Source organism: Sulfitobacter sp. 1A12157 (assembly GCF_043557345.1).
GTDB lineage: Bacteria > Pseudomonadota > Alphaproteobacteria > Rhodobacterales > Rhodobacteraceae > Sulfitobacter.
This window is the reverse complement of sequence record NZ_JBIFFV010000001.1, coordinates 586,122-611,109: the sequence shown is the minus strand read 5'-3', so window position 1 is coordinate 611,109 and position 24,988 is coordinate 586,122. Positions and strand designations below refer to the sequence as shown.

Annotated in this window: 26 protein-coding genes; 8 read left to right on the top strand and 18 right to left on the bottom strand. The window is 63.1% G+C overall.

Going from position 1 to position 24,988, the window contains the following annotated elements; translation table 11 throughout:
- Positions 1-18 precede the first annotated feature (18 nt).
- Both smpB and ACGYLC_RS03095 read right to left on the bottom strand, forming a co-directional pair.
- Positions 19-507: an SsrA-binding protein SmpB gene (smpB, locus tag ACGYLC_RS03100; protein WP_394398638.1), complete on the bottom strand. Its 489-nt coding sequence runs from the start codon at positions 505-507 to the stop codon at positions 19-21.
- A 47-nt stretch (positions 508-554) separates the two neighbouring features.
- On the bottom strand, positions 555-1,373 hold the full coding sequence (locus ACGYLC_RS03095) for a sulfotransferase family protein (protein WP_394421625.1): 819 nt from the start codon (positions 1,371-1,373) through the stop codon (positions 555-557).
- 170 nt (positions 1,374-1,543) lie between these two features.
- On the opposite strand from ACGYLC_RS03095, the gene ACGYLC_RS03090 reads away from it, so the two are divergent.
- Positions 1,544-3,121, top strand: a complete 1,578-nt coding sequence (locus ACGYLC_RS03090) for a DUF5928 domain-containing protein (RefSeq protein ID WP_394421623.1) — start codon at positions 1,544-1,546, stop codon at positions 3,119-3,121.
- 100 nt (positions 3,122-3,221) lie between these two features.
- Positions 3,222-3,734: a PepSY domain-containing protein gene (locus tag ACGYLC_RS03085; protein ID WP_394421621.1), complete on the top strand. Its 513-nt coding sequence runs from the start codon at positions 3,222-3,224 to the stop codon at positions 3,732-3,734.
- A gap of 115 nt (positions 3,735-3,849) precedes the next feature.
- Here ACGYLC_RS03085 and ACGYLC_RS03080 read toward each other — a convergent pair whose 3' ends face one another.
- The 3 genes from ACGYLC_RS03080 to ACGYLC_RS03070 all read right to left on the bottom strand — a co-directional run bounded on the left by ACGYLC_RS03080 (position 3,850) and on the right by ACGYLC_RS03070 (position 7,980).
- Positions 3,850-6,357: a cation:proton antiporter gene (locus ACGYLC_RS03080; protein WP_394421619.1), complete on the bottom strand. Its 2,508-nt coding sequence runs from the start codon at positions 6,355-6,357 to the stop codon at positions 3,850-3,852.
- Between the two features lie 76 nt (positions 6,358-6,433).
- Complete coding sequence (locus ACGYLC_RS03075) at positions 6,434-7,063, bottom strand: DUF1523 family protein (RefSeq protein ID WP_394421617.1); 630 nt, start codon at positions 7,061-7,063, stop codon at positions 6,434-6,436.
- A 128-nt stretch (positions 7,064-7,191) separates the two neighbouring features.
- A complete protein-coding gene (locus ACGYLC_RS03070; protein ID WP_394421615.1) occupies positions 7,192-7,980 on the bottom strand; it encodes an alpha/beta hydrolase in 789 nt (262 codons plus the stop codon).
- 91 nt (positions 7,981-8,071) lie between these two features.
- On the opposite strand from ACGYLC_RS03070, the gene ACGYLC_RS03065 reads away from it, so the two are divergent.
- Positions 8,072-9,547 (top strand): NAD-dependent succinate-semialdehyde dehydrogenase, encoded by a 1,476-nt coding sequence (locus tag ACGYLC_RS03065; protein WP_394421614.1) that lies wholly within the window; start codon positions 8,072-8,074, stop codon positions 9,545-9,547.
- Positions 9,548-9,605: 58 nt separating this feature from the next.
- Here the strand turns inward: ACGYLC_RS03065 and ACGYLC_RS03060 are convergent, their stop codons facing one another.
- The 9 genes from ACGYLC_RS03060 to ACGYLC_RS03020 all read right to left on the bottom strand — a co-directional run bounded on the left by ACGYLC_RS03060 (position 9,606) and on the right by ACGYLC_RS03020 (position 17,240).
- Entirely contained in the window at positions 9,606-9,863 is a 258-nt protein-coding gene (locus ACGYLC_RS03060; protein WP_394421612.1) for a DUF6525 family protein, read from the bottom strand.
- A 14-nt stretch (positions 9,864-9,877) separates the two neighbouring features.
- Entirely contained in the window at positions 9,878-10,552 is a 675-nt protein-coding gene (locus tag ACGYLC_RS03055; protein WP_394398620.1) for a metal-binding protein ZinT, read from the bottom strand.
- Positions 10,553-10,731: 179 nt separating this feature from the next.
- Positions 10,732-11,238 carry a hypothetical protein gene (locus tag ACGYLC_RS03050; protein ID WP_394421610.1) on the bottom strand — a complete coding sequence of 169 codons (507 nt, stop codon included), beginning with the start codon at positions 11,236-11,238 and terminating at the stop codon, positions 10,732-10,734.
- Between the two features lie 234 nt (positions 11,239-11,472).
- Positions 11,473-11,943, bottom strand: coding sequence for an Hsp20 family protein (locus tag ACGYLC_RS03045; RefSeq protein ID WP_067268529.1), 471 nt, complete (start codon positions 11,941-11,943; stop codon positions 11,473-11,475).
- A 150-nt stretch (positions 11,944-12,093) separates the two neighbouring features.
- On the bottom strand, positions 12,094-12,924 hold the full coding sequence (locus ACGYLC_RS03040; protein ID WP_394398614.1) for a trypsin-like serine peptidase: 831 nt from the start codon (positions 12,922-12,924) through the stop codon (positions 12,094-12,096).
- Between the two features lie 48 nt (positions 12,925-12,972).
- The gene (glcF, locus tag ACGYLC_RS03035; RefSeq protein WP_394421608.1) at positions 12,973-14,301 is read right to left on the bottom strand and encodes a glycolate oxidase subunit GlcF; all 1,329 of its coding nucleotides are present in this window, start codon (positions 14,299-14,301) and stop codon (positions 12,973-12,975) included.
- A 13-nt stretch (positions 14,302-14,314) separates the two neighbouring features.
- Entirely contained in the window at positions 14,315-14,683 is a 369-nt protein-coding gene (locus ACGYLC_RS03030; protein ID WP_394421606.1) for a hypothetical protein, read from the bottom strand.
- Positions 14,680-15,792, bottom strand: a complete 1,113-nt coding sequence (locus ACGYLC_RS03025) for an FAD-binding protein (protein ID WP_394421604.1) — start codon at positions 15,790-15,792, stop codon at positions 14,680-14,682. The genes ACGYLC_RS03030 and ACGYLC_RS03025 overlap by 4 nt, the downstream gene beginning before the upstream one ends.
- Positions 15,789-17,240 carry an FAD-linked oxidase C-terminal domain-containing protein gene (locus ACGYLC_RS03020; protein ID WP_394421603.1) on the bottom strand — a complete coding sequence of 484 codons (1,452 nt, stop codon included), beginning with the start codon at positions 17,238-17,240 and terminating at the stop codon, positions 15,789-15,791. Before ACGYLC_RS03020 ends, ACGYLC_RS03025 begins: the two co-directional genes overlap by 4 nt.
- Positions 17,241-17,426: 186 nt before the next feature.
- On the opposite strand from ACGYLC_RS03020, the gene ACGYLC_RS03015 reads away from it, so the two are divergent.
- Entirely contained in the window at positions 17,427-17,783 is a 357-nt protein-coding gene (locus ACGYLC_RS03015; RefSeq protein ID WP_394421601.1) for a hypothetical protein, read from the top strand.
- Between the two features lie 11 nt (positions 17,784-17,794).
- Here the strand turns inward: ACGYLC_RS03015 and rlmH are convergent, their stop codons facing one another.
- From rlmH to ACGYLC_RS03000, 3 genes are all read right to left on the bottom strand, one after another.
- Entirely contained in the window at positions 17,795-18,265 is a 471-nt protein-coding gene (gene rlmH / locus ACGYLC_RS03010; RefSeq protein ID WP_394398602.1) for a 23S rRNA (pseudouridine(1915)-N(3))-methyltransferase RlmH, read from the bottom strand.
- 22 nt (positions 18,266-18,287) lie between these two features.
- Positions 18,288-18,659: a ribosome silencing factor gene (rsfS, locus tag ACGYLC_RS03005; RefSeq protein ID WP_394421600.1), complete on the bottom strand. Its 372-nt coding sequence runs from the start codon at positions 18,657-18,659 to the stop codon at positions 18,288-18,290.
- A gap of 186 nt (positions 18,660-18,845) precedes the next feature.
- A complete protein-coding gene (locus ACGYLC_RS03000) occupies positions 18,846-20,201 on the bottom strand; it encodes a mechanosensitive ion channel family protein (protein WP_394421598.1) in 1,356 nt (451 codons plus the stop codon).
- Positions 20,202-20,477: 276 nt separating this feature from the next.
- Between ACGYLC_RS03000 and leuC the strand changes: the two genes are divergently transcribed.
- Positions 20,478-21,884 carry a 3-isopropylmalate dehydratase large subunit gene (gene leuC / locus ACGYLC_RS02995; RefSeq protein ID WP_394421596.1) on the top strand — a complete coding sequence of 469 codons (1,407 nt, stop codon included), beginning with the start codon at positions 20,478-20,480 and terminating at the stop codon, positions 21,882-21,884.
- A gap of 38 nt (positions 21,885-21,922) precedes the next feature.
- On the opposite strand, the gene ACGYLC_RS02990 is transcribed toward leuC, so the two are convergent.
- Positions 21,923-22,138: a DUF2945 domain-containing protein gene (locus ACGYLC_RS02990; RefSeq protein WP_120349937.1), complete on the bottom strand. Its 216-nt coding sequence runs from the start codon at positions 22,136-22,138 to the stop codon at positions 21,923-21,925.
- Positions 22,139-22,218: 80 nt separating this feature from the next.
- Here ACGYLC_RS02990 and leuD point away from each other — a divergent pair, with 80 nt between their 5' ends.
- The 3 genes from leuD (at position 22,219) to ACGYLC_RS02975 (ending at position 24,921) form a co-directional block, all read left to right on the top strand.
- Positions 22,219-22,824, top strand: coding sequence for a 3-isopropylmalate dehydratase small subunit (gene leuD / locus ACGYLC_RS02985; protein WP_394421594.1), 606 nt, complete (start codon positions 22,219-22,221; stop codon positions 22,822-22,824).
- A 277-nt stretch (positions 22,825-23,101) separates the two neighbouring features.
- Positions 23,102-23,932, top strand: a complete 831-nt coding sequence (locus tag ACGYLC_RS02980; RefSeq protein WP_394398596.1) for a hypothetical protein — start codon at positions 23,102-23,104, stop codon at positions 23,930-23,932.
- Positions 23,815-24,921, top strand: a complete 1,107-nt coding sequence (locus tag ACGYLC_RS02975; protein WP_394421592.1) for an endonuclease/exonuclease/phosphatase family protein — start codon at positions 23,815-23,817, stop codon at positions 24,919-24,921. Before ACGYLC_RS02980 ends, ACGYLC_RS02975 begins: the two co-directional genes overlap by 118 nt.
- Positions 24,922-24,988 lie beyond the last annotated feature (67 nt).

Sequence of the window (24,988 nt, the reverse complement as noted above, 5' to 3'; positions counted from 1 at the left end):
TCTCGGTCGAAGCGAAACCTACCCGTGATCCTTCAACAACCGCTGCTTCTGCCGCGACCAATCGCGCTTGGCTGCCGTCTCGCGCTTGTCGTGCAGCTTCTTACCCTTAGCCACACCGATCTTGATCTTCGCCATGCCGCGATGGTTGAAATACATCACCAAGGGCACCAGCGTCATGCCCTTGCGCTGTGTCGCATTCCACAGATCGGCCAATTGCTTACGGCTGACCAACAGTTTGCGCCGGCGGCGCTCCTCATGCTGAAAGGTCTTGGCCTGTTTGTAGGGCGCCACATAGGCGTTCACCAACCACAGTTCGCCATCCTCCACGGCGGCATAGCTCTCGGCGATATTCGCCCCGCCTTCGCGTAGGGATTTCACCTCGGATCCCTCAAGGATGATACCGCATTCGATATCTTCTTCGATCGCGTAATCAAACCGCGCGCGGCGGTTTTCGGCGATCACCTTGTAATTCGGATCGGATTTGGAACTGGACTTGACCTGTGACATGCCAAAGCATGTAGAGCGCCCCCCGCCCCGGTGCAAGATGCTGCCGCTCAGTCACCGAGTTTGGCGTGTACCTCATCCAAATCGATCTCCCCCAGAGGCTGCTTATTGCCGGGGTTGTCGAAGTCATATTTGAACAGATCGAAGTCGCGCTTGTAGATCTCGCGCATCAGATGCATCGACAGATCGTCGAAGTAATCTTCGACCGGATGCGCCCGCTTAGGCCCATGGCCTTCGCTTTCGTTGAAACGCGGGATCGCCGCCAGATCGACAGGGTGCGGCGCCTCTACGGCATCAAGCACCTGCTGCATCCCATCGTTGAACCGCTCGGTCCAGAAGATCTGGTCGTAGGTGCCGCCGTTGACGATGAACGTGCTGACATGACCCGAGACCGCCGACCAGTGAATATCCGGGTCCATTGGCCGCCGCCAACGAATGCTATCGCGCGCGAACAGCAGGAACCGCCGGAAGCTCGCGATCTGGTCGAACTCCTGCTTGCCGTCCTCACCGCCCACGTCGATCCCGTATTTCTGTACCAGCAGCGGCACCAGATTGCCGCGATAGCGCCGCCCGTTGCGCTGAATGCCGCAAATCTTGTCAAAGAAAGACGACAGGATCCGCGTGTAAGGGTTGCGCACACAGGTAAAGGCATAGGACTTGCGCGCCGTCACATTCTCGGTAATCGGCCCCTGCGACCCATCCAAGGCCCATTTATGAATGCCTGATTTGGCATCATGGATGTCGCCATCGAAGAATGCGCCATGATCGGAATAATACATGATCTGGCCGATGGTCGAACAGGCGCATTTGGGCACCACGCGGTACACCATGCTCTCACTTTCCGTCATCCATGTTCCGGGAAAACCCATGCGCGTCCTGCCTCCTGCTGGCGCTGGCTGTTTTAAGCAACAGTCAGACCTCGGTGCAAAAAAGCAAAGAAATGCTGTTTATTCAATCGGTCTTCAGGATTAACTAGGAAGGTGATCCACGACAAAAGGCCGATGCAAGCGGGCCGCGACAAGGACATTCGGTATCCTGCATGGCGAAAATTGCCTATATCCTGCTGTGCCACAAGGATCCGGAGGCCATCATCCGGCAGGCCGAGCGGCTGACCGCCGTGGGCGATTACATGGCGATCCACTTCGACGCCTCCGCCAGTGCCGAAGACTACGCCCAGGTCACCGCGGCCCTGTGCGACAACCCAAACGTCACATTCCCGCGCAAGCGCATCCGCTGCGGCTGGGGCGAATGGTCCTTGGTGCAAGCCACGCTCGACACGCTCACCGCCGCGATGGAAGCCTTCCCGCGCGCCACGCATTTCTACCTGCTCTCTGGCGATTGCATGGCAATCAAATCCGCCGAATACGCGCATCGGTTCCTCGATGAGAATGACACCGACTTCATCGAAAGCGTGGATTACTTCGAAAGCGATTGGATCAAGACCGGCTGGAAAGAAGAGCGGCTGATCTATCGCCACTGGTTCAACGAACGCACACAGCGCAAACGCTTCTATGCAATGTTCGAGGCCCAGAAACGCCTTGGTCTCACCCGCAAGATCCCTGCCGACCTTCAGGTGCAAATCGGCAGCCAATGGTGGTGCCTGCGCCGCCGCACCGTGGAGGCGCTGATGGCATTCAGCCACGAGCGCCCCGACGTGATCCGCTTTTTCCGCAGCACCTGGATCCCGGATGAGACCTTCTTTCAAACCCTCGTGCGCCACCTCGTCCCCGAGGGCGAAATCGCCAACCGCAGCCTGACCTTCCTGCTGTTTTCCGACTACGGCATGCCGGTCACCTTCTACAATGACCACTATGACCTGCTGCTCGGCCAGAACCACCTCTTCGCCCGTAAAATCAGCCCCGAGGCACTGGACCTCAAACGCCGCCTCGGCCTGCTCTACGCTGCCCAAGGGGTGCCGTTCCAGATCAGCGACGAAGGCCGCAACCTCTTCGAATTCCTCACCGTGCGGGGCCGCATCGGCCGCCGCTTCGCCCCCCGCTTTTGGGAGACGGAATCCAGCCTTGGCCGCGAACGTGAACTGCTGATCATCATCGCCAAGAAATGGCATGTGGCAAAACGGCTGGTCGGACGGATACGCCAGCAAACCGGCTTTCCGGCAGTGGATTTCCTCTTCAACGAAGAAGACACCCCTCTGCCCGATCTCGGCGGCATTCAAACCACGCTGGAGAAGCGCACCCGCCATCGCCGCGCCCTGATGCGGATGCTCTACGACTACTACGACAGCCCGCGGCTGATCGTCTGCATCGATACGTCGAACCTCGACCTGCTGCGCGATTTCGCCTCGGACCGCGCGCAGGTGCGCATGCTTGAACTGGAATGCAAACTGACCGACGCCTATCTTTGCAGCCACGCCCGGCGCATCGGCCTCAGCGGCGCGCAAACATCGCAAGAAAACCTGTCCCGCCTGCTCCCCACGGTCCGCGGCAACATGCTGCATGAAGTCGACCAAATCCGCGACGCCCAATTCGCAAACTACAGCCGGCTCTCCGAATACGCCGACCTCGGAACCAACACCGCAGCCCTCGCCCATTTCCTCAAGGTGACCGAAGACGAGGCCCGCGCGATCGTCCAGCCCGCAGGGCTTTTCGCAGATTAGTGCCGCCCCGCCTCTCCCGTCTGGAACAGCCCCCCGCGTCAAGCGTTGAGCCGTGAACGCCGCCCCGCGGCCCGACACACCACAACGCAAGAGGTTTCTCATGACACATAAGTTCACCGCCCTCGCCACTTCGCTCCTGCTCGCCCCCGCAGCCCTCTTCGCGCAAGAGACCGCCCCCGAGGCCGAGCGCATCAGCATGTCCCAGGCCATCAAAGCCGCGCAAAGCAGCATCGACGGCGGCGTGCTGGAGGCTGAGATCGAGACCGAAGGCGACGCGCTGGTCTATGAGATCGACCTCGTTCGCGGCGAAGCCGTTTACGAAGTCATTGTCAACGCCGCCACTGGTGAGGTGATGAAGCAGTCCGAAGAGCAGCTTACCAGCTTCCTCAGCGGCCTCTTCCAAGAAGACGAATTGCGCGCCGCTGGCACGGCCCGCGATGTGCTGATGACTGCGCTGACCGAACTTGAAGGCCAAGACGGCACATGGGTCGAGGAAGTCTCGCTCGACGATGAAGATGACCGCATGGTTTATGAAGTCGAACTGACCGACGCCACCGGCGAACGCGACCTGCTAATCGACGCCACCACCGGCGAAATCACCCCCGACGACTAACCCAAGCCAAAGGTGCGGCCGCCCCTACCGGCCGCACCCCCCCTATCTTCATCCTTTCCCAAATACCCTGCACCACACCGGCCCCAAACGCCCCACCAGCGTTTGACGCGCCGAGCTACCCCCGCCCACCCGAGATCAGATCCACCGGGTCGATCCCGCGCTTCTCCGCACTGGCACGCACCGCCTCGCGCAGGGCCGCGCTTCGTTCCAGCAGGCGGCGGAACCGGTCTTCGTCCAGAACCAAAAGCGTGGTCGGCGCGATGGCCCGCACATCCACCCGGCGGACGCGGTTCGTCAGGATGGCCATCTGGCCGAACATCTCCCCCCGCCCCAAACGCCAAGTCTGGCCCGCGCTTTCCAGTTCGACTGCACCGGAGGCGATGAAGAACACGCTGCGCGCGGGGCTTTCCTTGTGCAAGACCACATCGCCGATATCGACATAGCGGGTCTTGAGCGCGCGGCTCAGCCGTTTGAGCGCGCCTTCCCCCAAATCCGCAAACAGTGGAAACTGTTCGATGAAAGCGCCCCGCCGCACGGCGAGGTCAAGGCCCGGCCGCCCCTCCGCCGCGGTGCGCCGGGTGGCCAGTTCCTGCATCAAGGCGGTATAGACTTCGGCCCCAAAGAGACCGTCTTCGCGCATCAATGTATATTCGCGCTCTTCCAAACGCAGCGCGGTGCGGCGGATGAAACGCCGTTCCAGCTCTTCGGCGTAGCCGGGATACTGCAAGCGCAGCCCCTCCAGCGCGGTCTCAATCCCTTCGATGCGGCGCGCCAGCAGGTCATGCAGCAATTCCGCCACCCGTCGCCCATGGATCCGGCGAATGCGGCCATCGATGAAGGTGCCCAGATCCCTCAGGATCAACCGTTGCGACAGCAGCATTTCAAAACGATCCGCCGTCATCCGCGCCAGCGGCCCCGATACGCCGTAGCGCCCGTGCAGCACCGCCGCCGCACGAAAAGTGCGCCCATAGGCCACGCTGCGCCGGGCCGCGCGTTGATAGCCGCTGCGGCCTTGGGTCCGCGCCCCTTCGATCAGCCGGTCCGCATCCGAGAGCACCAGGTCGGCCATCCGGGCCGAGATCGTCCGCTCCCGCACCCGCGCAAGGATCGTGTCACGCTCATGCCCCGCCAGTGCGATCAACCCAAGCGCGATGCGGTCGCGATCAAGGATATCGGTCGCCTCCTCCGCGGTCTTGACCGCTGTCTCAAGCCGTTCGCCGAAACGCTTCGCCTCGGAGCGCACGATGTCGCGGTTCAGATCGTAATTCTCGGTCGTTTGGGCCACGTCTTCGCGCACGGTCTGCAAAGCCACGGCGATGACCTGTCGCGACAGCGCGTGGTCGATGGGCGAGAGTTGATCAAGCCCCAGCCGCCCGATGATCAAACGCAATGTCGTACCCTGAGCCAACAAGGTAAAGAGCGTGAAGCCGGTGGCCAAGATACCCACGATCCGCTGAATGTCATCCGGCACCCGCACGCTTTCCGTCACCGCCAGTGCCAGCGCCAGCGTGACCGCCCCGCGCAGCCCCCCCCAGAGGATCGCCACCCGATAGGGCCGCTCGACCGCAGGCGAGAGCTTTGCCGCCGTCAGCAGGGGCAGCAGGCCGAAAAGGATCACCGCGCGGGCGAAAATGGCAGCGACCACGACCACGGCGATAAGAAAGAAATCCTCCAACCGGACTTCTTCCAACAACCGCGGGATCAGCAGGGCGGCGAGGATAAAGATCAGCGCCCCGGCCCAATGGGCCAGCACGTCCCAAAGTTCGCGCAGGTTGGTCAACGCCTGTGGCGGCAGCCGCCCCGGTGCCGTGAGGTTCAGCGTCAGCCCCGCCGCCACCACGGCAATCACCCCCGACGCACCGACGCTTTGCTCGGCCACGATATAGGCCAGATAGGGCAGCGCGACCGAGATCGACTGCTGCGCCAATTCATGCCGCGCAAACAGCGCCATGACCCAAACCGCGATCCGCGCGCCGAGCCAGCCCACTAACGCTCCGCCTGCGATCAGCATCGGGAATTGCGCAAGCGCAGTGCCCAGTTCCGGGTCGGGAATGCCCAGCATGACATAGCCCATGAATAGACCGAAAAGCGCGATGGCGGCGGCATCGTTCAGCAGGCTTTCGCCCTCAATGATCCGCGCAAGCCGCCGCGGGGCCGAGATCGAGCGAAAGATCGAGACCACCGCCGAAGGGTCCGTGGTCGAGACGATGGCCCCGATCAGCAGACAGGCCGCCAGCGGGATCGCACTGACCCAGAACAGCGCGTAGCCGATGCTGACCGTCGCCACCACCACGGCCACCACCGCCAGCACCAGAATGGGCACCCAGTCGTCGACCATACGCCGCAAGTTCATGCCCAATGTCGCCTGAAACAGCAGCGTCGGCAGGAAGACATAAAGAAAGACGTTTGACCGGATCGGCAGCCCCAGAATGGCCGCCGCCACCGGGTTCAGCGCATCCGTCAGATCGGTGCGCAGGAAAAAGGTCGCCGAGACCCCGATCAGGATGCCCAGTACCGCAAGGATCACGCTGTAGGGCAATTGCAGCCGCGCCGCCAAAGGCTCCGCCAAGCCGATAACGACAAAGAGCGACGCGATGACCGTGGTGACGAGGATGATGTCCATATAGGATGGAATACCAGAATTAAGCTGACCGCGGGGCACTTCTTGCCCCGCTCAGCGCCTGCAGTTCGTGGTGAGGTTATTTCCGCGCGCGTCGTTCGGCCCGCCAGCGGGCAAAGCGGCCCCGCCGCGCGGCGATGTCATCCTCGATCGCCTCGATCTTTGGGTCTAGCCGCGCCCGGCGGAACCGCCGCCAACGCACCCAGATCGCATAGAACAGCGCCGCGGCGAGGGTCAGCACGATGATGGTCACGAAGGGGATGCCCTTGCTCGCCTCCGGCCCCTCGACCGGGCGAAGCGAGATGGCATTGGGGTAGATCGACAGTAGCTCACTGCGCCAGCCGTAGTGCTTTAACGCGTAATACTGCGGCGCGCCGGTGGTGCTGCGGGCATCCGCCGCCTCGGCCTGAAGGTTGGCGGTGTCGAACTTGAAATAGGGCGGCCAGCCCCAGCCCGTGTCTTCGTTGCGGTAGACCATGACATCGCCCTTGGCCCGGCGTGTCTGGATGAAAAAGACATCGCGGTTGACCGCTTGGCCCGCGCTATCGGTCGCGGAGCCGGACCAGAAGATCGAGTTGTTGCCGAAGTCGATCCGCTTTTCATAGGTGTCCGTGACACGCACGATATCGGTCTGCGGCAGGGTATAGTGAAAGAACGCCCCCACCAGCACCCAGACGGTCACCCAAAACACCCATTTAACGATTCTCATCTTCGGCCCTTTCCATTAGGTCGCGCGGCCGAACAGGGGCCTTTGCCCCTCTGACATAGTGTTTCCGCGGCACTGCGGCAAATGCCTTACGCGCAATAAGGCGGGACATTTGCCGGAGAATGCGGGCCTTAGCTGCCCAGCAGCGCCTTGGTCAGGTCGCTGTCCGCCTCTGACAGCGGATCGATCACGTCGAAATGGTGCTTGCCCTCGGCCACCACATGTTTCGCGCCCCAACTGCGGGCGAAATTCTCGGCCTGTTCAAGGAAGACGGGCCGCTCCGCCGCGCCGACCCACACGGTGACATCCACGCCATGGGGCGGGGTCATCCTGATCGGGCTTTCCGCGGCGGCTTCGGCCTCATCCAGCCGCAGGGTGTCGTTCATCTCGGTTTGCAACAAGGGTGCCAGATCGGCCACGGGCGAGATCGGCACGATCCGCGTGATCCGGTCGCGCACCTCGGCCCCCAACAGCAGCGGGTCGGTCATGCGGGCCACCAAATGCCCGCCCGCCGAATGGCCCGACAACACGATGGTGCCCTGTGTGCGGTTCGCCACTTCGGTCAGCGCCGCGGCGATCTGGCTGGAAATCTCGGAAATGCGCACATCGGGGCAGAGGTCATAGGACGGCATCGCCACGGCATAGCCCCGCGCCAGCGGACCAGCGGCCAGATGCGACCAATAGCTCTTGTCGAAAGCCTTCCAATAGCCGCCATGCACAAAGACCGCCGTGCCGCGCGAGACACCCTCGGGCTGGAAGAAGTCGAACTTTTGACGGTCTGACGGGCCATAGCGCACGTTAAGCTGCGCCCGCGCGCCCAGTGACGCGCGGAATGCCGCTGCCTCCTTTTCCCAGCGGGGCGGAAAGCCGTCGGCCCCGTCGATATAGGCAGCGTTTGCATAGGCGTCATCTAGCATCATTTGGGTCTCCCACCCCGGATTTGATCAAACTTAACTGGACAATCATACTCGTTGTTGCTTTGGAGGCTATAGAGAATAGCGGAGAGATGACATGACTGATGCTAAGACGGATCTGAAATCACTGCTGAAAGACCCCAGCCTGCTTGAAACCCGCGCCTATATCGGCGGCCAATGGGTCGAAGGCGACGACGGTACATTTGACGTGACCAATCCCGCGCGGGGCGATGTCATCGCACAGGTCGCCGACCTCAGCCGCGCGCAGGTCGCAGGCGCGATTGCCCAAGCCGAGAAGGCGCAAAAGGACTGGGCCAGCTGGACCGGCAAGGAACGCGCCGCCGTGCTGCGCAAATGGTTCGACCTGATGATGGAGAACCAGGACGATCTGGGCACCATCCTCACCGCCGAACAGGGCAAGCCGCTGGCCGAAGCCAAGGGCGAGATCGCCTATGGCGCGTCCTTCATCGAGTTCTTCGGCGAAGAGGCCAAGCGCGTCTACGGAGAGATGATCCCCGGCCATCAGCGCGACAAGCGCATCATGGTGATGAAACAGCCCATCGGCGTCGCGGCCTCGATCACGCCGTGGAACTTCCCCAACGCGATGATCACCCGCAAAGCCGCGCCAGCGCTGGCGGCGGGCTGTTCCTTTGTGGCGCGCCCGGCGGCGGAGACGCCGCTCTCGGCCATCGTCATGGGGGTTTTGGCCGAGCGCGCGGGCATTCCGGCGGGCGTGTTCAACGTGGTGCCCTCCTCATCGTCGTCCGCCGTGGGCAAGGAGTTCTGCGAAAACCCGGCGGTGCGCAAGCTGACCTTCACCGGCTCTACCGAGGTCGGGCGCATCTTGCTGAAACAGGCCGCCGATCAGGTGATGAAATGTTCGATGGAACTGGGCGGCAACGCGCCCTTCATCGTCTTCGACGACGCCGATCTCGATGCGGCGGTCGAGGGGGCAATCATGTGCAAGTTCCGCAACAACGGCCAAACCTGCGTTTGTGCGAACCGGATCTACGTGCAGGCGGGTGTCTATGACGCCTTCGCCCAGAAACTGAAGGAGCGCGTAAGCCAGATGAAGGTCGGTGATGGCCTTGAAGAAGGCACCGACCTTGGCCCGCTCATCAACCCCGAAGCCTCGGATAAGGTGCGAGAGCACATCAAGGATGCGGTCGACAACGGGGCCGAGATCATTCTGGGCAACGCCAAGGACGACATGGGCGGCAACTTCTTCGGGCCCACCATCGTGACCGGCGTGACGCAGGACATGAAGGTCGCCAAGGAAGAGACCTTCGGCCCGCTCGCGCCGCTCTTCAAGTTCCACGATGTGGATGACGTGATCGCCATGGCGAACGACACGATCTTCGGCCTTGCCTCCTATTTCTACGCCAAGGATCTCAGCCGCGTCTACAAGGTGGCCGAGGCGCTGGAATATGGCATCGTCGGCGTCAACACCGGCATCATCTCGACCGAGCTTGCGCCCTTTGGCGGGGTCAAGCAATCCGGCCTCGGGCGCGAAGGGTCGCACCACGGGATCGAAGACTATCTTGAGATGAAATACGTCTGCCTGTCGGTCTAAGCACCGGCGGAAGTTAAAGAAACGGGGCGTGCCATAGCGCGCCCCGTTTTGCATTGGGCTATTGCGTCAGCCGGTCCTGTGCCAGCATCCGGCGCTCCGCCCGCGAAAGATGCGAGACCGCTTGCGCCACATCCCCTTCGCAGCGCTGCAACGCCCGACACCACAGCCGTTGCGCCGAACGCGGCGACCACGGCAGCGCCGCCTGCGCGAGCCATGCCCGCAGGGGCGGCGGCAGTTGGTCAAAGGCCGCCATCGGGTTCCCCTGACGCCGCCGCCGTTTCAGCCCGCTGCGCAGGTTTCGCTTTTTGCCAGTCATGCCGCGGGCCGCCCTTAATGCGCCTGCATATCCGCCGCGATCTCAGACGCGCTCAGCTCGGCGGGGAAATAGGTCGGCCAGTTGGTCAACTCCTTTAGCACCTCGGCGCGGTCGTCGCCCCAGTAGAGGTGATAGTGATCGGCCTTTTGCGGCGCGATGATATGGTCGCTGAACTGGATATATTCCGGCGCCTCGGCATCGCCGCCCTCTTTGGCAAAGACATAGCGCAGGCCGCGGTTGCCCTTCTTGTAGGTCAGCACCTCATAACCATCGCTGGCATAGCGCCCTTGCACCGGATCACCGTCCCGGAAGAAGGTCACGGCATTGCCGTCAATGGTGATGCGGTCCACATCGGTGGCATAGCCGACCTCGTAATAGGCCTTGTACTCCGCCGCCGTCTTGTCGCCGTGCTCGGCCTTGTGCTGCATCACCGCGTCCAGCGCGCCCTGCTGCAACAGCGGGTAGACCGATTGCCACTCGCCCGCCCAATCCGACAAGGGCCGATCCTTGATCTGCGCGTCATCGAAGTAGCCTTTGTAAATGTCGTTCCGGTCGCGGGCGTGGTCATGCGCATGGGAATGATCGTGGTCGTGCGATGCCTCTTTCGTTTCGGCCAAGACCGGGGCCGAAAGGGCAAGGCCCGCGCTGAGTGTCAGGAAGAATAGGGGGGATGCGGTAGTTTGGGGCATGTCGTTCTCCGTGATTTGGCCTGCGTCATGATTCGAGATGTTATATCATAACTAAATTGGGGTAGCCCCCTTCTGGCCTCTTTGCAAGACAGTGCCAACCCCGCGCGCAAAAAAGCCGACAGCACTTTCATGCTGCCGGCTTCCGGGCGGGGGAGAGATACGCCCTAGAGTGACCCGCCTTAGTTGGTGCGGGTCTGCGCCGCGCCGTCCACATTCACACGTTGGGACAGGGCCGCGGCGAATTCTTCGCCCGTCATACCGATGACCAACTGGCCATCGGCATCGACCTCTTGGTCGATCTGCACGACTGCGCGGTCACTATTGGCGGCGAAGCCTTCGGCCAGATCAATGGAGTAGCGCACGGAACCGTCCGCTTGCGGCTCTGCGTTCGAGATCGTGCCGATGACAGTGTCATCTGAAGCGACGGCCAGGCTGCTGCCATCCAGCGCGATATCGGCATCCGCCTCAATGTCAGAGGACGCGGTTTCGTCGATGGCTTGCTCGGTGGTCATGGTGCCATTCACCTCGGCTCCGGCTGTCGTGTCCAGCTCCGTGCCAGCCAAATCGGCGGTGGCATCGGTGCCGACACCGGCGTCCAGCGTCTGTGCGGCAACCGGCGCAGCCATAAGAGCGGCGACAGCCGTCGTCAGGGAAAGCTTGCGTAGGGAATTTGCATAGGTCGTCATGGTTCTTCCTTTCATTGCGCGTGCGGTACTTTGCACGCTGTTGCCCGGGCACGCCTGCCCGGTCCCCCACTCAACCCGACAGCTTTCGCTCGGTTTCTCCCCATGCCTCGCGCAGCAGAAAGCCGCCGTTTTCGAGCTTAGCCTTCGGCAGATATTCACCCACGCAGGGGCCGCGCCGCTCACAAAAAAGGCCCGCCAAAAGCGGGCCTTTGCAAAGCGTTGGAACGGGTAGGCTTAGTTCACGGATTTGGCGTCAACCACGTCCTTGTCGATCGCCTTTACCTCGGAAGAGATGGTGATCTGACGCGGTTTCAGAGCCTCGGGCACCTGACGCTCAAGCTCGATATGCAACATGCCATTGGCATGGGCCGCGCCGATGACCTGAACGTGGTCCGCCAGATGGAAACGACGCTCAAAAGCCCGGGTCGCGATGCCGCGATGCAGATAGGTCTTGGCCTCATCTTCATCCGCCTTGCGGGCGGAGACGATCAGCGCCTTCTCACGCACTTCGACGCTCAGGTCGCTGTCCGAAAAACCGGCGACGGCGATCGAGATGCGATAGGCATCGTTATCGAGCTTTTCGATATTATAGGGGGGATAGCTGGGGGTGGCCCCATCATTTGTCAGAACCCGGTCCATCATATTGGCGATCTGGTCGAAACCAACGCTGGAGCGGTAAAGGGGTGCGAAATCAAAGCTACGCATGTGTTCATCCTCATCAGTGAGCGATTGACATATCGGGCCTTCCACCATTGGACAGACCCGGTTTTTTCAAGCGCCGAAGCCCTATTGAGGCACCTCGGCAAGGCTCATGTGGGAAAGGATTTGCGCGCTTTCAAGTCCTGCTGTGCAGAATTACGGGCGGATAAATTTCGCCCCGGTGCCGCGCTCTTCTCCGACGCGGATGCGCTTGCCTGCGGGGTTGGAATCCAGGAACACGCCCTTGCCTGCCACCAGTTCCGCTTGCAGCAGCGCCAGAGGCGCGCCAAGCGCCGTGCCGAGCGAGACCTGCGCGCCCTCGACCTCGGCTTTGGCCGAGACGACGGAGACGATATGCGCCTCGCCTGCGACAAAGCTAAAGATCGGCGCCCCGCTTGAGCCGAAATCAACCGCGCAGGAGGTCACCAGAACCCCCTCTTGCTGGGCCAGCACCTTGCAGACCTCTTGCAAAGACGGTGCCTCGGCCCGGTCGCGGGCATAGCTGACCACGCCCACACGGTCGCCGGGGCGCGGACGTGCGGCAGTGCCGAAGGGGCGGATGGTGGTGTTTCGGATCGGGCGCGAGAGTTCCAAAAGCGCCAGGTCGTTCCGCACCCGGCCCGAGGAGACCTCACCGTCGTAGACGTAATCGGGATGCACCACGGCGCGGCGAATGTCTCGGTAGGCCCCGGCGCGGCCATTGCGCCAACCGGCGAGGAACTGCACTTCGCCATGGTCGATCCGGGCCTTGGTTTCGCGGTCAAACAGGCAATGCGCGGCGGTCAGCACCAGACGCGGGGCGATCAGGGTGCCGGTGCAAAAGCCTGTCCCGCCGATGTCGAGCCGGCCCACCGCCTCCCAAGCGGCGGCATCCACACCATTGTCGAGCGCCTTGAGCGCGCTGTCTTGGGCCAGCGCCGCCGTGGCAAGGGTAAAGACCCCGAGAATAGCCGCCCAGAATTGTCGCAAAATGCACCTCGAAACCATGTTTACTTGGCGGATATAGGGGAGTTGCGGCGAAAATACGGCGCAGGCTTAACGCAAACGCGGCACCTGCGCAGGCGCATCGGGATCACGGCTGAGCGCGGGCGGTTTCGGCCCGCCACAGGCCCAATCGAGCAGTTCGACGCTATGCACCACCGGCACCCCGGTACCCGATCCGATCTGCATCATGCAGCCAATATTGCCCGCCGCGATTACGTCCGGCGATTTGGCCTCCAAGGTCTTGATCTTGCGCTCTTTCAGCTTGGCCGAAATCTCGGGCTGCATCAAATTGTAGGTGCCCGCCGAGCCACAGCAGAGGTGACTGTCCGCCGGTTCCACCACCGTGAATCCCGCCTGTTTCAACAGGGTCTTCGGCGTGGCCTTGATCTGCTGCCCATGTTGCAGCGAGCAGGCCGCGTGATAGGCGACGACCATGCCCGACGCTGCCGGTTCGACAAAGGGCAGTCCCAGCTCTGCCAGCAGTTCCGTCACATCCTTCGCAAGGGCCGAGACCCGCGCCGCATCCTCTGCCAGCGGGTCATTGCGGAACATATGGCCATAGTCCTTGACCGTGGTGCCGCAGCCCGAGGTGTTGATCACAATGGCATCCAGCCCCTCGCCGTCGATCTCGGCCCGCCATGCGCGGATGTTGCGGGCGGCGTGGGTGTGGCTCTCATCGGTCTTGCCCATGTGGTGGGTCAGCGCACCGCAACAGCCCGCCCCTTCGGCCACCACCACCTCACAGCCCGCGCGGGTCAGCAGCCGGATCGTGGCGTCGTTGATATCGGTGTTCAGCGCCTTTTGGGCGCAGCCGGTCATCAGGGCCACCCGCCGCAGCGGCTTGCCTTGGGCGGGAAAGCTCTGCGGGTCATCGTTGCGGCTGACCGGGGGGACCGTCTTGGGGGCCATTTCCAGCATGGCGCGCAGCCGCGCGTCGGGCATCAGCCGGGCAAAGGGCCGTCCGATCTTGGCCCCGAGCAGCGCCAGCCGAAACCGTGTGGGATAGGGCAGAATCTGCGCCAACATCCAGCGCAGGGCACGTTCCCCCATGGGGCGCTTGTAACGCTCTTCGATATAGGCGCGGGCGTGATCGACCAGATGCATGTAATGCACGCCCGAGGGGCAGGTCGTCATACAGGCGAGGCAAGAGAGGCAGCGGTCGATATGCTGAACCGTCTTCGGGTCCGGGTCGCGGTCGTTCTCCAGCATGTCCTTGATCAGGTAGATGCGGCCGCGCGGGCTGTCCAACTCATCGCCCAAGACCTGATAGGTCGGGCAGGTCGCCGTGCAGAAGCCGCAGTGCACACAGGCGCGCAGGATTTCGTTGCTGCGCTGCGTGTCAGGATCCTGCAACTGCGCGGGGGTAAAGGTGGTTTGCATGGCGGCTCCGTTCCTATGTGCTGCGCATCAGATTGGCGAGGACGAGGCCGAACCACGGCACCGTCGTGCCCACGGCCCCAAGCACCCCGCTCCACCGGCGCATTGCCGGGCGCGGATCGGCCCGGCGCAGCGCTTGGACCACCAGCGCGATCACCCCGATCCAAGCGGCCCAGAGCGCCAAGGCGATGGCCCCCAACAGCCAAGCGCTGTCGCTCCAATAGCGCGTGAGACCATAGCGCAAGGCAAGCGCGATCAGAAAGGTCGCCAGCACCATCGCCGCCAAGGCACGGATGGCCCTAAGCGAAGGCGGCACGGCGATCAGCGCCTTGAACAGAAAGGGGCCGATCAGAAAGACAAAGAGGAAGACCAGCACCAAAGTCATGCGCTTTGGGCCAAGGCTTCGGCATTGAACAGGCCACGGGGGTCGAACTTGGCCCGGAGCCCCGCCGTCAACCGCGCCACCCCCGGCGCTTCGGGCTCCTGCCGGGGCAGCGCCCCCGCCGCCTCGGCCCGCAACAAGGTCGCGTGGCCGTCATACCGCCCCAAACGCGCGCGCAGGTCCGTGCCGGGGGCCATGCGCAGCCAAAGCAGCCCCCCGGCCCAATCATAAAGCCGCGCCTCCGCCCCGGCCTTAGCGGCAAGCGCCGGAGCCTCGGTCGGGCGGCAATGCAGGCGCCAGATATCGCCCGTCGCCCCGTGGAAGGGCGCCACATCTCGCAAACCCTGCCAGAGGGTCTCTGAGCTACCTTCTGCAAGCACCTCGATCTCCCCCCCGGTGGCGGCAAGCAGATCCTTCAGCCTCCCAATCCTGTAGGCGACCGAGGTCTCGAACCCCTCCAACCGCAAGACCGTCAGCCCCTGCGCCGGGTCATGGGCCGCGCCGGTCACCTCGAAAGGGCTGCGCATCGCAAGCGCCATCGCGGCGATGGCGGCGGCGTCGTCCAGCCCGGACAGCGCGAGCGTGGCACTGGTTTCGGGTTTCGGCAGCACCTTCAGCGAGACTTCGGTCAATGCGCCCAAGGTGCCCTGCGACCCGGCCATCAGCTTGACCAGATCATAGCCGGTGACGTTCTTCATCACCCGGCCCCCGTTCTTGATGATGGCCCCCTGCCCATCGACGAACCGCACCCCCAACAGGAAATCCCGCGCGGCCCCAACGGCAAGCCGCCGCGAACCGCTGACATTGGCGGCAAAGACCCCGCCGATGGTCGGCGTGCCGCTGCGGCCCATGAGGGCGCGATGGTCCATCGGCTCGAAGGCCAGCCGCTGCCCCTCGGCAGCCAAGGTGGCCTCGATCTCGGAGACCGGCGTGCCTGCCTGCGCGACCAGCGTCAGCGCGCCCGGCTCGTAAAGGGTGATCCCCCGCAAACCGGCAAGCGACAGTGCCGCACCCGGCCCTGCCATGCCACGCGTATCGCCGCCCCGCAGGGAAAGGGGCGCATCTGCGCCACGGATCGCCTCGACCAGTTCCGCCTCGGAAGTCACCGTCACGCCGCCACCGACGCGCCGCTGCCGCGCCGCCCTTCCGTCACGTCGAGGGGGAAGACCTTGGCCGGGTTCAACAGCCATGCCGGGTCGAAGACATCCTTCACGGCCAATTGCGCCTCTAGATCGGCGGGGCCGTATTGCTCATGCATCAGATCGCGCTTCTCGATCCCGACCCCATGCTCCCCGGTCAGGCAACCGCCCGCTTCGACGCAGAGCCGCAGGATATCGGCGCCAAAGGCCTCGCATTTCTCCAGATCGCCGGGTTTGTTGGCATCAAACAGGATCAGCGGGTGCATATTGCCGTCGCCCGCGTGAAAGACATTGCCGACCTTGAGGCCATATTCAACGGACATCTCACCGATGCGGCGCAGCACCATGGGCAACTCGTTCACCGGGATGGTGCCATCAAGGCACATGTAGTCGTTGATCTGCCCCATGGCGCCAAAGGCGGACTTGCGGCCCAGCCAAATCGCGGCGCTTTCCTCGGCGCTGGTGCTTTCGCGCAGCTCCACCGGGTTGTGACGGCGGGCAATCTCGGTGATCAGGGCCAATTGGTGGTCGATCTCGGCATCCGAGCCTTCGACCTCGACGATCAGCAGCGCCTCGCACATTGGGTAGCCCGCATGGGCAAAAGCCTCTGTCGCCTCGATACAGGGGCGGTCCATGAACTCGATCGCCACGGGCAAGACGCCGGCCTTGATGATATCGCTGACGCAGGCCCCGGCCACGGCGTTGTCGTCGAACCCCATGAGCACGGGCCGCGCGCCCTCGGGTTTGGGCAGGATGCGCAGGGTGGCTTCGGTCACCACCCCCAACTGCCCTTCGGAGCCGCAGATCACGCCCAACAGGTCAAGCCCGCCCGCGTCCATATAGCCGCCGCCGATCTCGACCACTTCGCCGTCCATCATCACCATGGTGACGCCCAAGAGATTGTTGGTGGTGACCCCGTATTTCAGGCAATGCGCCCCGCCCGAGTTCATCGCGATATTTCCCGCGATGGCACAGGCCAACTGGCTGGACGGGTCGGGCGCATAGAAAAAGCCGTCTTCCTCCACCGCGCCGGTGACGCTGAGGTTGGTGCGCCCGGTCTGCACGCGCATCAGCCGGTTGTCGTAATCGACCTCAAGCACCTCGGCCATGCGCGCCACCCCCAGCACCACGCTATCGGCGGTGGGCAAGGCGCCACCGGCAAGCGAGGTGCCCGAGCCGCGCGGCACCACCGGCACGCCCTCCTCGTGGCAGATCCGCAGCACGGTCGAGACTTCTTCGGTATTGGCAGGCAGGGTCACGGCCAAAGGGGGGCATTTATAGGCCGTCAGCGCGTCGCATTCATAGGCACGGGTCTCATGCGCATCGTCGATCACGGCGGTGCCGGGCAGCGCCGCGCGCAGCCGCGCCACGACCCGCGCCTTGCGCGCAATGATCCCGGCATCGGGTATTGGCATCTGCATTGCGGTCCCTCCTCTGACCCCGCAGCATAGAGCCTATGGCGCGGGTTTGGCCAGTTTGCCGCGCGCTTGATGCAAATGCACCACTAAATTGCGGCTTCACGGTGAATTGCACCGGGCCCAACTTCCGCCTACCTTGGAACCTTTCCGAAATGCGCTATATTCAGTTCGTTATTTTATTGGTGTCCCATGTTCAAACGTAGCCTCATTGTCGCCTTCATGGCCTTTGCCGCGCCGGGTTTCGCCGATCCGCCCGCCATTCTGAACGTCACGGTCGATCGCCAGGGCGATTTGTGGAAGTTTGACGTCACCATTCGGCATAACGACAGTGGTTGGGATCACTATGCCGACGCTTGGCGCATTCTGGACCCTGATGGGAAACCCTTGGGCACCCGCAATCTGGCGCATCCGCATGTGAAAGAGCAGCCCTTCACCCGCTCGCTTTCGGGCGTGCGCATCCCCGAGGGGATGAGAGAGGTCAGCATTCAGGCGCGCGACAGCGTCAGCGGCTGGTCTTCGGAATTGGTGACGATCCCGCTGCCCTGACCTGCGCCCTTTCAGACCCGGTGATAAGGCCCGCCCGAAAGGATCGCGGCAGCACGGTACAGCTGTTCGGCCAGCATGACCCGCACCAGCATATGCGGCCAGACCATCTTGCCAAAAGAGAGGGCATGATCCGCCTCTGCCCGGAGGCTGCGGTCGATGCCATCGGCCCCGCCGATGACAAAGGCCAAATCCCCCCGCCCCGCATCACGCCACTTGCCGAGCCGTTCGGCAAATGCGGGGGAGGTTTCGACCTTGCCGCGCTCATCCAGCACGCAGATCACCGCCCCTTGGGGGATCGCGCGCCGCAGCAGCACGGCTTCGGCGGCCATGCCGCCGTTCTTCTTATCTTCCATCTCGACCACGCGCGCGGGGCCAAGGCCCAAACCGCGCCCCGTCCGGTCGAACCGGGTCAGATAATCATCGACAAGGGATTTTTCCGGACCGGCGCGAAGCCGGCCCATGGCACAGATGTGAACCCGCATGACCTAGGCCCGCTAAGCGGGATCAGTGCGGTGCCGCTGTGGCCGTGTCGTCGCCACCCAGCCACATCTTTTCAAGCTGGTAGAATTCACGCACTTCGGGCCGGAAAACATGCACGACAACGTCGCCCGTGTCGATCAAGACCCAGTCGCCGGTTTCGCGGCCTTCCATCTTGGACGTGCGTCCGGTGGCATCTTTGACGGCCTGCGCCAGCTTTTCCGAGATCGCCGAAACCTGCCGCGTGGAGCGGCCCGAGCAGATCACCATATAGTCGCCGATGGCCGTCTTGCCGCGCAGATCGATCTGCACGATATCTTCGGCCTTGTCGTCATTCAGCGAGGAAAGGATAAGCGCCAGCAGGTCGTCGCTGGTTGCGATTTGCGAGGCGGCAGTCATTGCAGCCCCATGGTCAGCAGCCTGCGCTGCGTCAACGTTAAGAGACAGGACATTGTCCTCCTTCGTAAATAGCACCATCAATGCTGAACGCTTGCCCCGGTGCCGAGCAGCCCCAATTTAGCGACACGGGGTTCATTTTTCAATGGATCGGTTGCAGGCAGCGTTAACCGTGGCGCAAATCCCCGCTCACTCAGGCATATCCCGCGATGCTGTGGCACGCGACAGGGCCAGTTGACTGTCTTCGATGACTTTTACCTCGCGCTGCGGGAAGGGGATGGAGATGCCGTGTTCCTTGAAGGCATCCCAAAGCGCCAGATAGACATTGCCGCGAATGTTGGTCAGCCCGCCGGTCGGATCCTTGATCCAGAAGCGCAGGATGTAATCCACAGACGAATCGCCAAAGCCCACGATATGGCAAACCGGGGCCTTGTAGCTCAGCACCCGGTCGACCCCCTTGGCCGCCTCCACCGCCAGTTTGCGCACCAGATGCGGATCGTCGGAATAGGCCGTGCCGAAATAGATATCGAGCCGCACAAAGTCATTGGAATGCGACCAGTTCACCACCTGCCCGGTGATCAGGTCTTCGTTCGGGATCAGGTATTCTTTGCCGTCCCGCGTCACCACAGAGGCATAGCGCGCGCCCAGTGTTTGGATCCAGCCAAAGGTCTCTCCCAGACTGATCACATCGCCGGGCTTGATCGACTTGTCGAGCAGGATGATCACGCCCGAGACGAGGTTAGACACTACCTTTTGCAGACCGAAACCAAGGCCCACACCGATCGCACCCGAGAGCACGGCGAGACCCGTGAGGTCGATCCCCACCGCCCGCACCCCGATGAAGAAGGCAAGGCCGTAGAGCAGGATTTGCACCCCCTTCACCGCCAGCACCTGCATGGAGGGGCTGATGTCTTCGTTCTTGCGGATCGTCGCGGCGGTGGTTGTGCTGGCCAGCCGCGCCATGGTCAAAAGCGCGCCGATCACCACCAGCGCGGTCAGAATGGTCAGCACCGAAAGGCGGAACTCACCAATCGTGAGGGCGACACCGTCCAGAAACACTGCCACATCATCGGCGACGTTCAACATGTAGAGCGTGGCATAGATCCACAGCCCCCATGTCACCATGCGCCGCAAGGGGCGGTTGCGCACCAGACGCGCGGCGAAAGCGATGCCCACGTAGATCGCTGCCAGCGTCGCCGCCAAACCGATGAGATATGACCGCGACGGCCAAGTCACGTTCTGCATCACCTGATAGAGCAGCCCCGCCAACAGCGCGAACCAGATCAGGCCGAGCCGTCGCTTGACCTGCACCACCACACGCAACTGCCATTTGGACCAGCCTTCGCGGGAGCGGACCCAGTTTTGCAACATCATCCCGGTGACCCGGTGCAACACCCAAGCGAGCGCCACCAAAGCGAGCAGGATCAGGATCTGGTTTTGCCGCCAGCCGGGGCTCAGGACACTTTCGCCAAAGCCCAGAACACTGTCGAACAAGGCCTGTAGCGAAAGAAGGAAGTTCGAAAAGGGGTGAGTTTCAGGGATCATGTATGGCCTTCGCACCTAAGGAAGATCACGGTTGCACAGCCTCCCCCTCAGGGCAAGAACCGCTGCAAAGCCGCCCCCCTCATCCCCCCACGATGCCACCTTGCGAGACTCGCTTTGGGTCTATATCCCTTGCCCCATGATACTGGTGTTTGATCTTTGCGACCGTGCGCGTCTGCGCGAACGCTTTTTCGGCGCGACGCATAGCGTTCTGGCGCGACTATAAGCCGCCCTCTCAGCCACACCCATAGCCATTCCAAACCACGGGAGAGGACCATCATGTCCCCCAAGACGCTTTACGATAAAATCTGGGACGCCCATGTCGTCCACGAAGCCGATGACGGCACCTGCTTGCTCTATATTGACCGCCATCTGGTGCACGAAGTGACCAGCCCGCAGGCCTTTGAAGGTCTGCGCATGTCGGGCCGCACGGTGCGCGCACCGGACAAGACCATCGCCGTGCCGGACCATAATGTGCCCACCACCGAGGGCCGCGAAGATCCCGAAGCGATGACCGAGGACAGCCGCATTCAAGTCTCCGCCCTCGACAAGAACGCGCGTGAATTCGGCGTGCACTACTACCCCGTCTCGGACGTGCGCCAAGGCATCGTGCATATCGTCGGCCCTGAGCAGGGCTGGACCCTGCCCGGCATGACCGTGGTCTGCGGCGACAGCCACACCGCGACCCACGGGGCTTTCGGCGCGCTGGCCCACGGCATCGGCACCTCTGAGGTCGAACATGTCCTTGCCACCCAGACGCTGATCCAGCGCAAGGGCAAGAACATGAAGGTTGAGATCACCGGCAAGCTGCGCCCCGGCGTCACGGCCAAGGACATCACCCTGTCGGTCATCGGCGCCACCGGCACCGCGGGCGGCACTGGCTATGTCATCGAATACTGCGGCGAGGCGATCCGCGACCTGTCGATGGAAGGCCGTATGACCGTCTGCAACATGGCGATCGAAGGCGGCGCGCGCGCGGGCCTGATCGCGCCGGACGAAAAGACCTTCGCGTACTGCCAAGGCCGCCCCCACGCCCCGAAAGGCGCGCAGTGGGAAGCGGCGATGGACTGGTGGAAAACCCTCTTCTCTGACGAGGACGCCCATTGGGACAAGGTCGTGACGCTCAAGGGCGAGGACATCGCACCGGTCGTCACATGGGGCACCTCGCCCGAGGACGTGCTGCCGATCGACGCGACGGTCCCCTCGCCCGAAGACTTCAAGGGCGGCAAGGTCGACGCCGTGAAACGTGCGCTGGAGTATATGGACCTGAAACCGGGCCAGAAGCTCACCGACATCCAGATCGACACCGTTTTCATCGGCTCCTGCACCAATGGCCGCATCGAAGACCTGCGCGCCGCCGCTGAAGTGCTGAAGGGCAAGAAGATCAAAGACGGTCTGCGTGCCATGGTCGTGCCGGGCTCGGGCCTCGTCCGGGCACAGGCCGAGGAGGAAGGGCTGGCGGATATCTTCCGCGAGGCCGGTTTCGAATGGCGTCTGGCGGGCTGCTCCATGTGTCTGGCGATGAACCCTGACCAGCTCGCCCCCGGCGAACGCTGCGCGGCCACGTCGAACCGCAACTTCGAGGGGCGTCAGGGCTATAAGGGCCGCACGCATCTCGTGTCCCCCGGCATGGCCGCCGCCGCCGCACTCACCGGTCACCTGACCGATGTGCGCGAACTGGCGTGAGCGAGTGGGGCATAGATACCGGGCGCGTTGCGCAGGGCTCAGTTAGCCTTGCGCAGCTCGCTGCCGGACTTCAGCACTTCGCTGCCGTCGTCCTGTTCGATCTTATAGGCCGGTTCGTCATCGCTCGCCTTGCGGGTCACCTCGCTGCCCTGCAGCTTCAGCGTGATCTTCTGCGTGTATTTCTTGACGATCTTGCCGGTCCCGGTGCCATTGCCCCAGTCCCATTCCACTTTCGTGCCGGTTTGGTACGACATGCCATGCCCTCCTGATACACCATTTGCCTAGAACGCGCCGTCAGGCGGCGTGGTTCCCGCACTCTCCGAAGGATATCCCGATGGAAAAGTTTACAGAAATCACCGGCACCGCGGCTCCCATGCCGCTGGTGAACATCGACACCGACATGATCATCCCCAAGGTCTTTCTCAAGACGATCAAACGCTCTGGCCTTGGCGTGAACCTGTTCGACGAAATGCGCTATGACCGCGAAGGCAACGAAATCCCCGATTTCGTGCTGAACCAGCCGCAGTACCGCGACGCGCAGATCCTCGTGGCAGGCGACAACTTCGGCTGCGGATCGTCGCGCGAACACGCACCTTGGGCGATCCTCGATTTTGGCATCCGCTGCGTCATCGCTCCCAGCTTCGCCGACATCTTTTACAACAACTGCTTCAAGAACGGCATCCTGCCCATCGCCCTGCCGCAAGAGCAGGTCAATGTACTGATGAAAGACGCCGAAAAAGGATCGAACGCGCGGATGACCATTGATCTGGAAGGCCAGACCGTGACCACCTCAGATGGTGAGACTTTCCCCTTCGAAGTGGACGCCTTCAAAAAGCACTGCCTTCTCAACGGGCTGGACGACATCGGCCTGACGCTCGAAAAAGGTGCCGCGATCGACAGCTACGAGGATTCGCTGGGCCAAAGCCGCCCTTGGGTCTGACGCCCGGCCTGCATGATCAAACTTGTGGGCGCAGATCGCGCGCCCACAAGATGTTGCCGCCTGCCATCAAACCGCCACGGAATTGATGCAAGAAGGCACCACCCCCTCCCTCAAAATACCCCAGTATCCTGCTCTTCTCTTCGCGGAGCCTTGAGGCATGTGCGGAAAGAAGGCAAAAATTGGACCAGAATGAGGCACACCCCATCAACCGGGGGCATCAAGTTGGAACAAGCACGCGGCATCGTATCGCGGCTGGCCAGTTTGAAAGGGCAGAGCAGTGATCGGACGAATGACAGGCGCGGCGACGCGTGGCCTATTGGTGGCGCTATTGATTGCCATCCCGGCGCTTCTCTTGCCGGGGGCCGATGCGGAATCCAGCCAGATCACCGTGCTGCTCGCCTGTATCGCGGCGATCCTGACCTTCATGGAATACAACGCCCGCCAACCCGGCATCGTCGAATTCCGCGATGCGCCGCCTTTCAATCGGCTGCGGTTCATCAGCCTGTTCTTCACGATCCTCGTCCTGTCGCTTATCGCGCGGGGTCAAACGGCCCCCACCCTGCTGACCGGCGCACTCACCGCGCTTGGCACGATACTGGGCAATGCGCTTGATTTCCCCTACTCCCCCGTGCGCCTCGTGGTGCTGATGATGCCCGCTGACGCCCCTCTCGAGGCGGTCAACCTGATCCGCACGGCGGCGGGGCTGGCCTATCTGGTCTCGCTGATCGCATTGGCGACCTTCGTGGTGCTGGTGCGCGTCATGGGCTGGCCCGCGCGCCAAGGGGCCTTCAACGTCTGGGTGAACCTGCCGCTCTTTGACCCAACGGCGGGCGGCGATGTGCTCTACCGGCTGCAACGGGATGCGCGGATCAACATCGCGCTTGGCTTCCTTCTGCCCTTCTTCATCCCCGCAGTGGTCAAGGCCACCGCCGATCTGCTAGATCCAATCTCACTGAGCAATCATCAAACCATGATCTGGACAATAAGCGCATGGGCATTCCTTCCGGCCAGTATGATCATGCGCGGCATCGCCATGGGGCGGGTGGCCGAGATGATCCACGACAAGCGCCGCCGCGCCTACGCCGAAGCGCATATGCAGGCGGCCTGATCCGCTTCCTGCTGGCGCTGCTCCTGCTGACCGGCACCGCGCAGGCCGAACCGCTGCGCATTGCCACCTTCAACACCGAATTGTCGCGCAAGGGGCCGGGCCTGCTCCTGCGCGACATCCTGCGCGGGAATGACCCTGCCGTCGCCTCCGTGATCGAAACCATCGCCAGCGCCGATCCCGATATCATCGCGCTACAAGGCATCGACTACGATCTCGAACAGGCCGCCCTCAATGCCCTCGCCGATGCGCTCACCGCCGCGGGCGCGCCCTATCCCCACCGCTTCGCCGCGCCGCCCAATGCAGGCCGTCAAAGCGGCGTCGACCTTGACGGTGACGGCAGGCTCGGCACCCCCCGCGACGCCCAAGGCTATGGCCGCTTCTTCGGCCAAGGCGCCATGGCGATCCTCTCACGCCACCCAATCCAAGAGGCCGAGCTCCAAGATTTCAGCACCCTCCTCTGGCGCGACCTCCCCGATACACTCTACCCGATGATCAACGGCGCCCCCTTCGCGGGGGCCGAAGCCCATGCCACGCAGCGCCTCTCCTCCAACGGCCACTGGTCCCTACCGATCCAAACTCCGGAGGGCCCCGTCACGCTGCTGACCTACCACGCCACCCCGCCGGTCTTCGACGGCCCCGAAGACCGCAATGGCCGCCGCAACCACGACGAAACCACCTTCTGGCGCCACCACCTCGCCGGAAAGATCGGCACACCGCCGGCACCGCCCTTCGTCCTGCTGGGCGACGCCAATCTCGACCCGCAGCGCGGCGACGGGCGCGGCGAAGCCATCGCCGCCCTCTTATCCCACCCCGCGCTGCAAGACCCCCTGCCGCACCGCCCCACGGTCGACTGGCCCCAAACCGGCCCGATGCGGGTCGATTACATCCTGCCCTCCCGCGACTGGGAAATCAGTGACACCGGCCTCATCTGGCCCCAGGGCGAAAGCGCCAGCCGACACGCCCTCGTCTGGGTCGACCTCACCCGCTGACGCCCCCTATCTTGACCCTCCGGAACCCGCAGGCTACCCAATCTCCAACCGTATTTTCAGGAGTTTC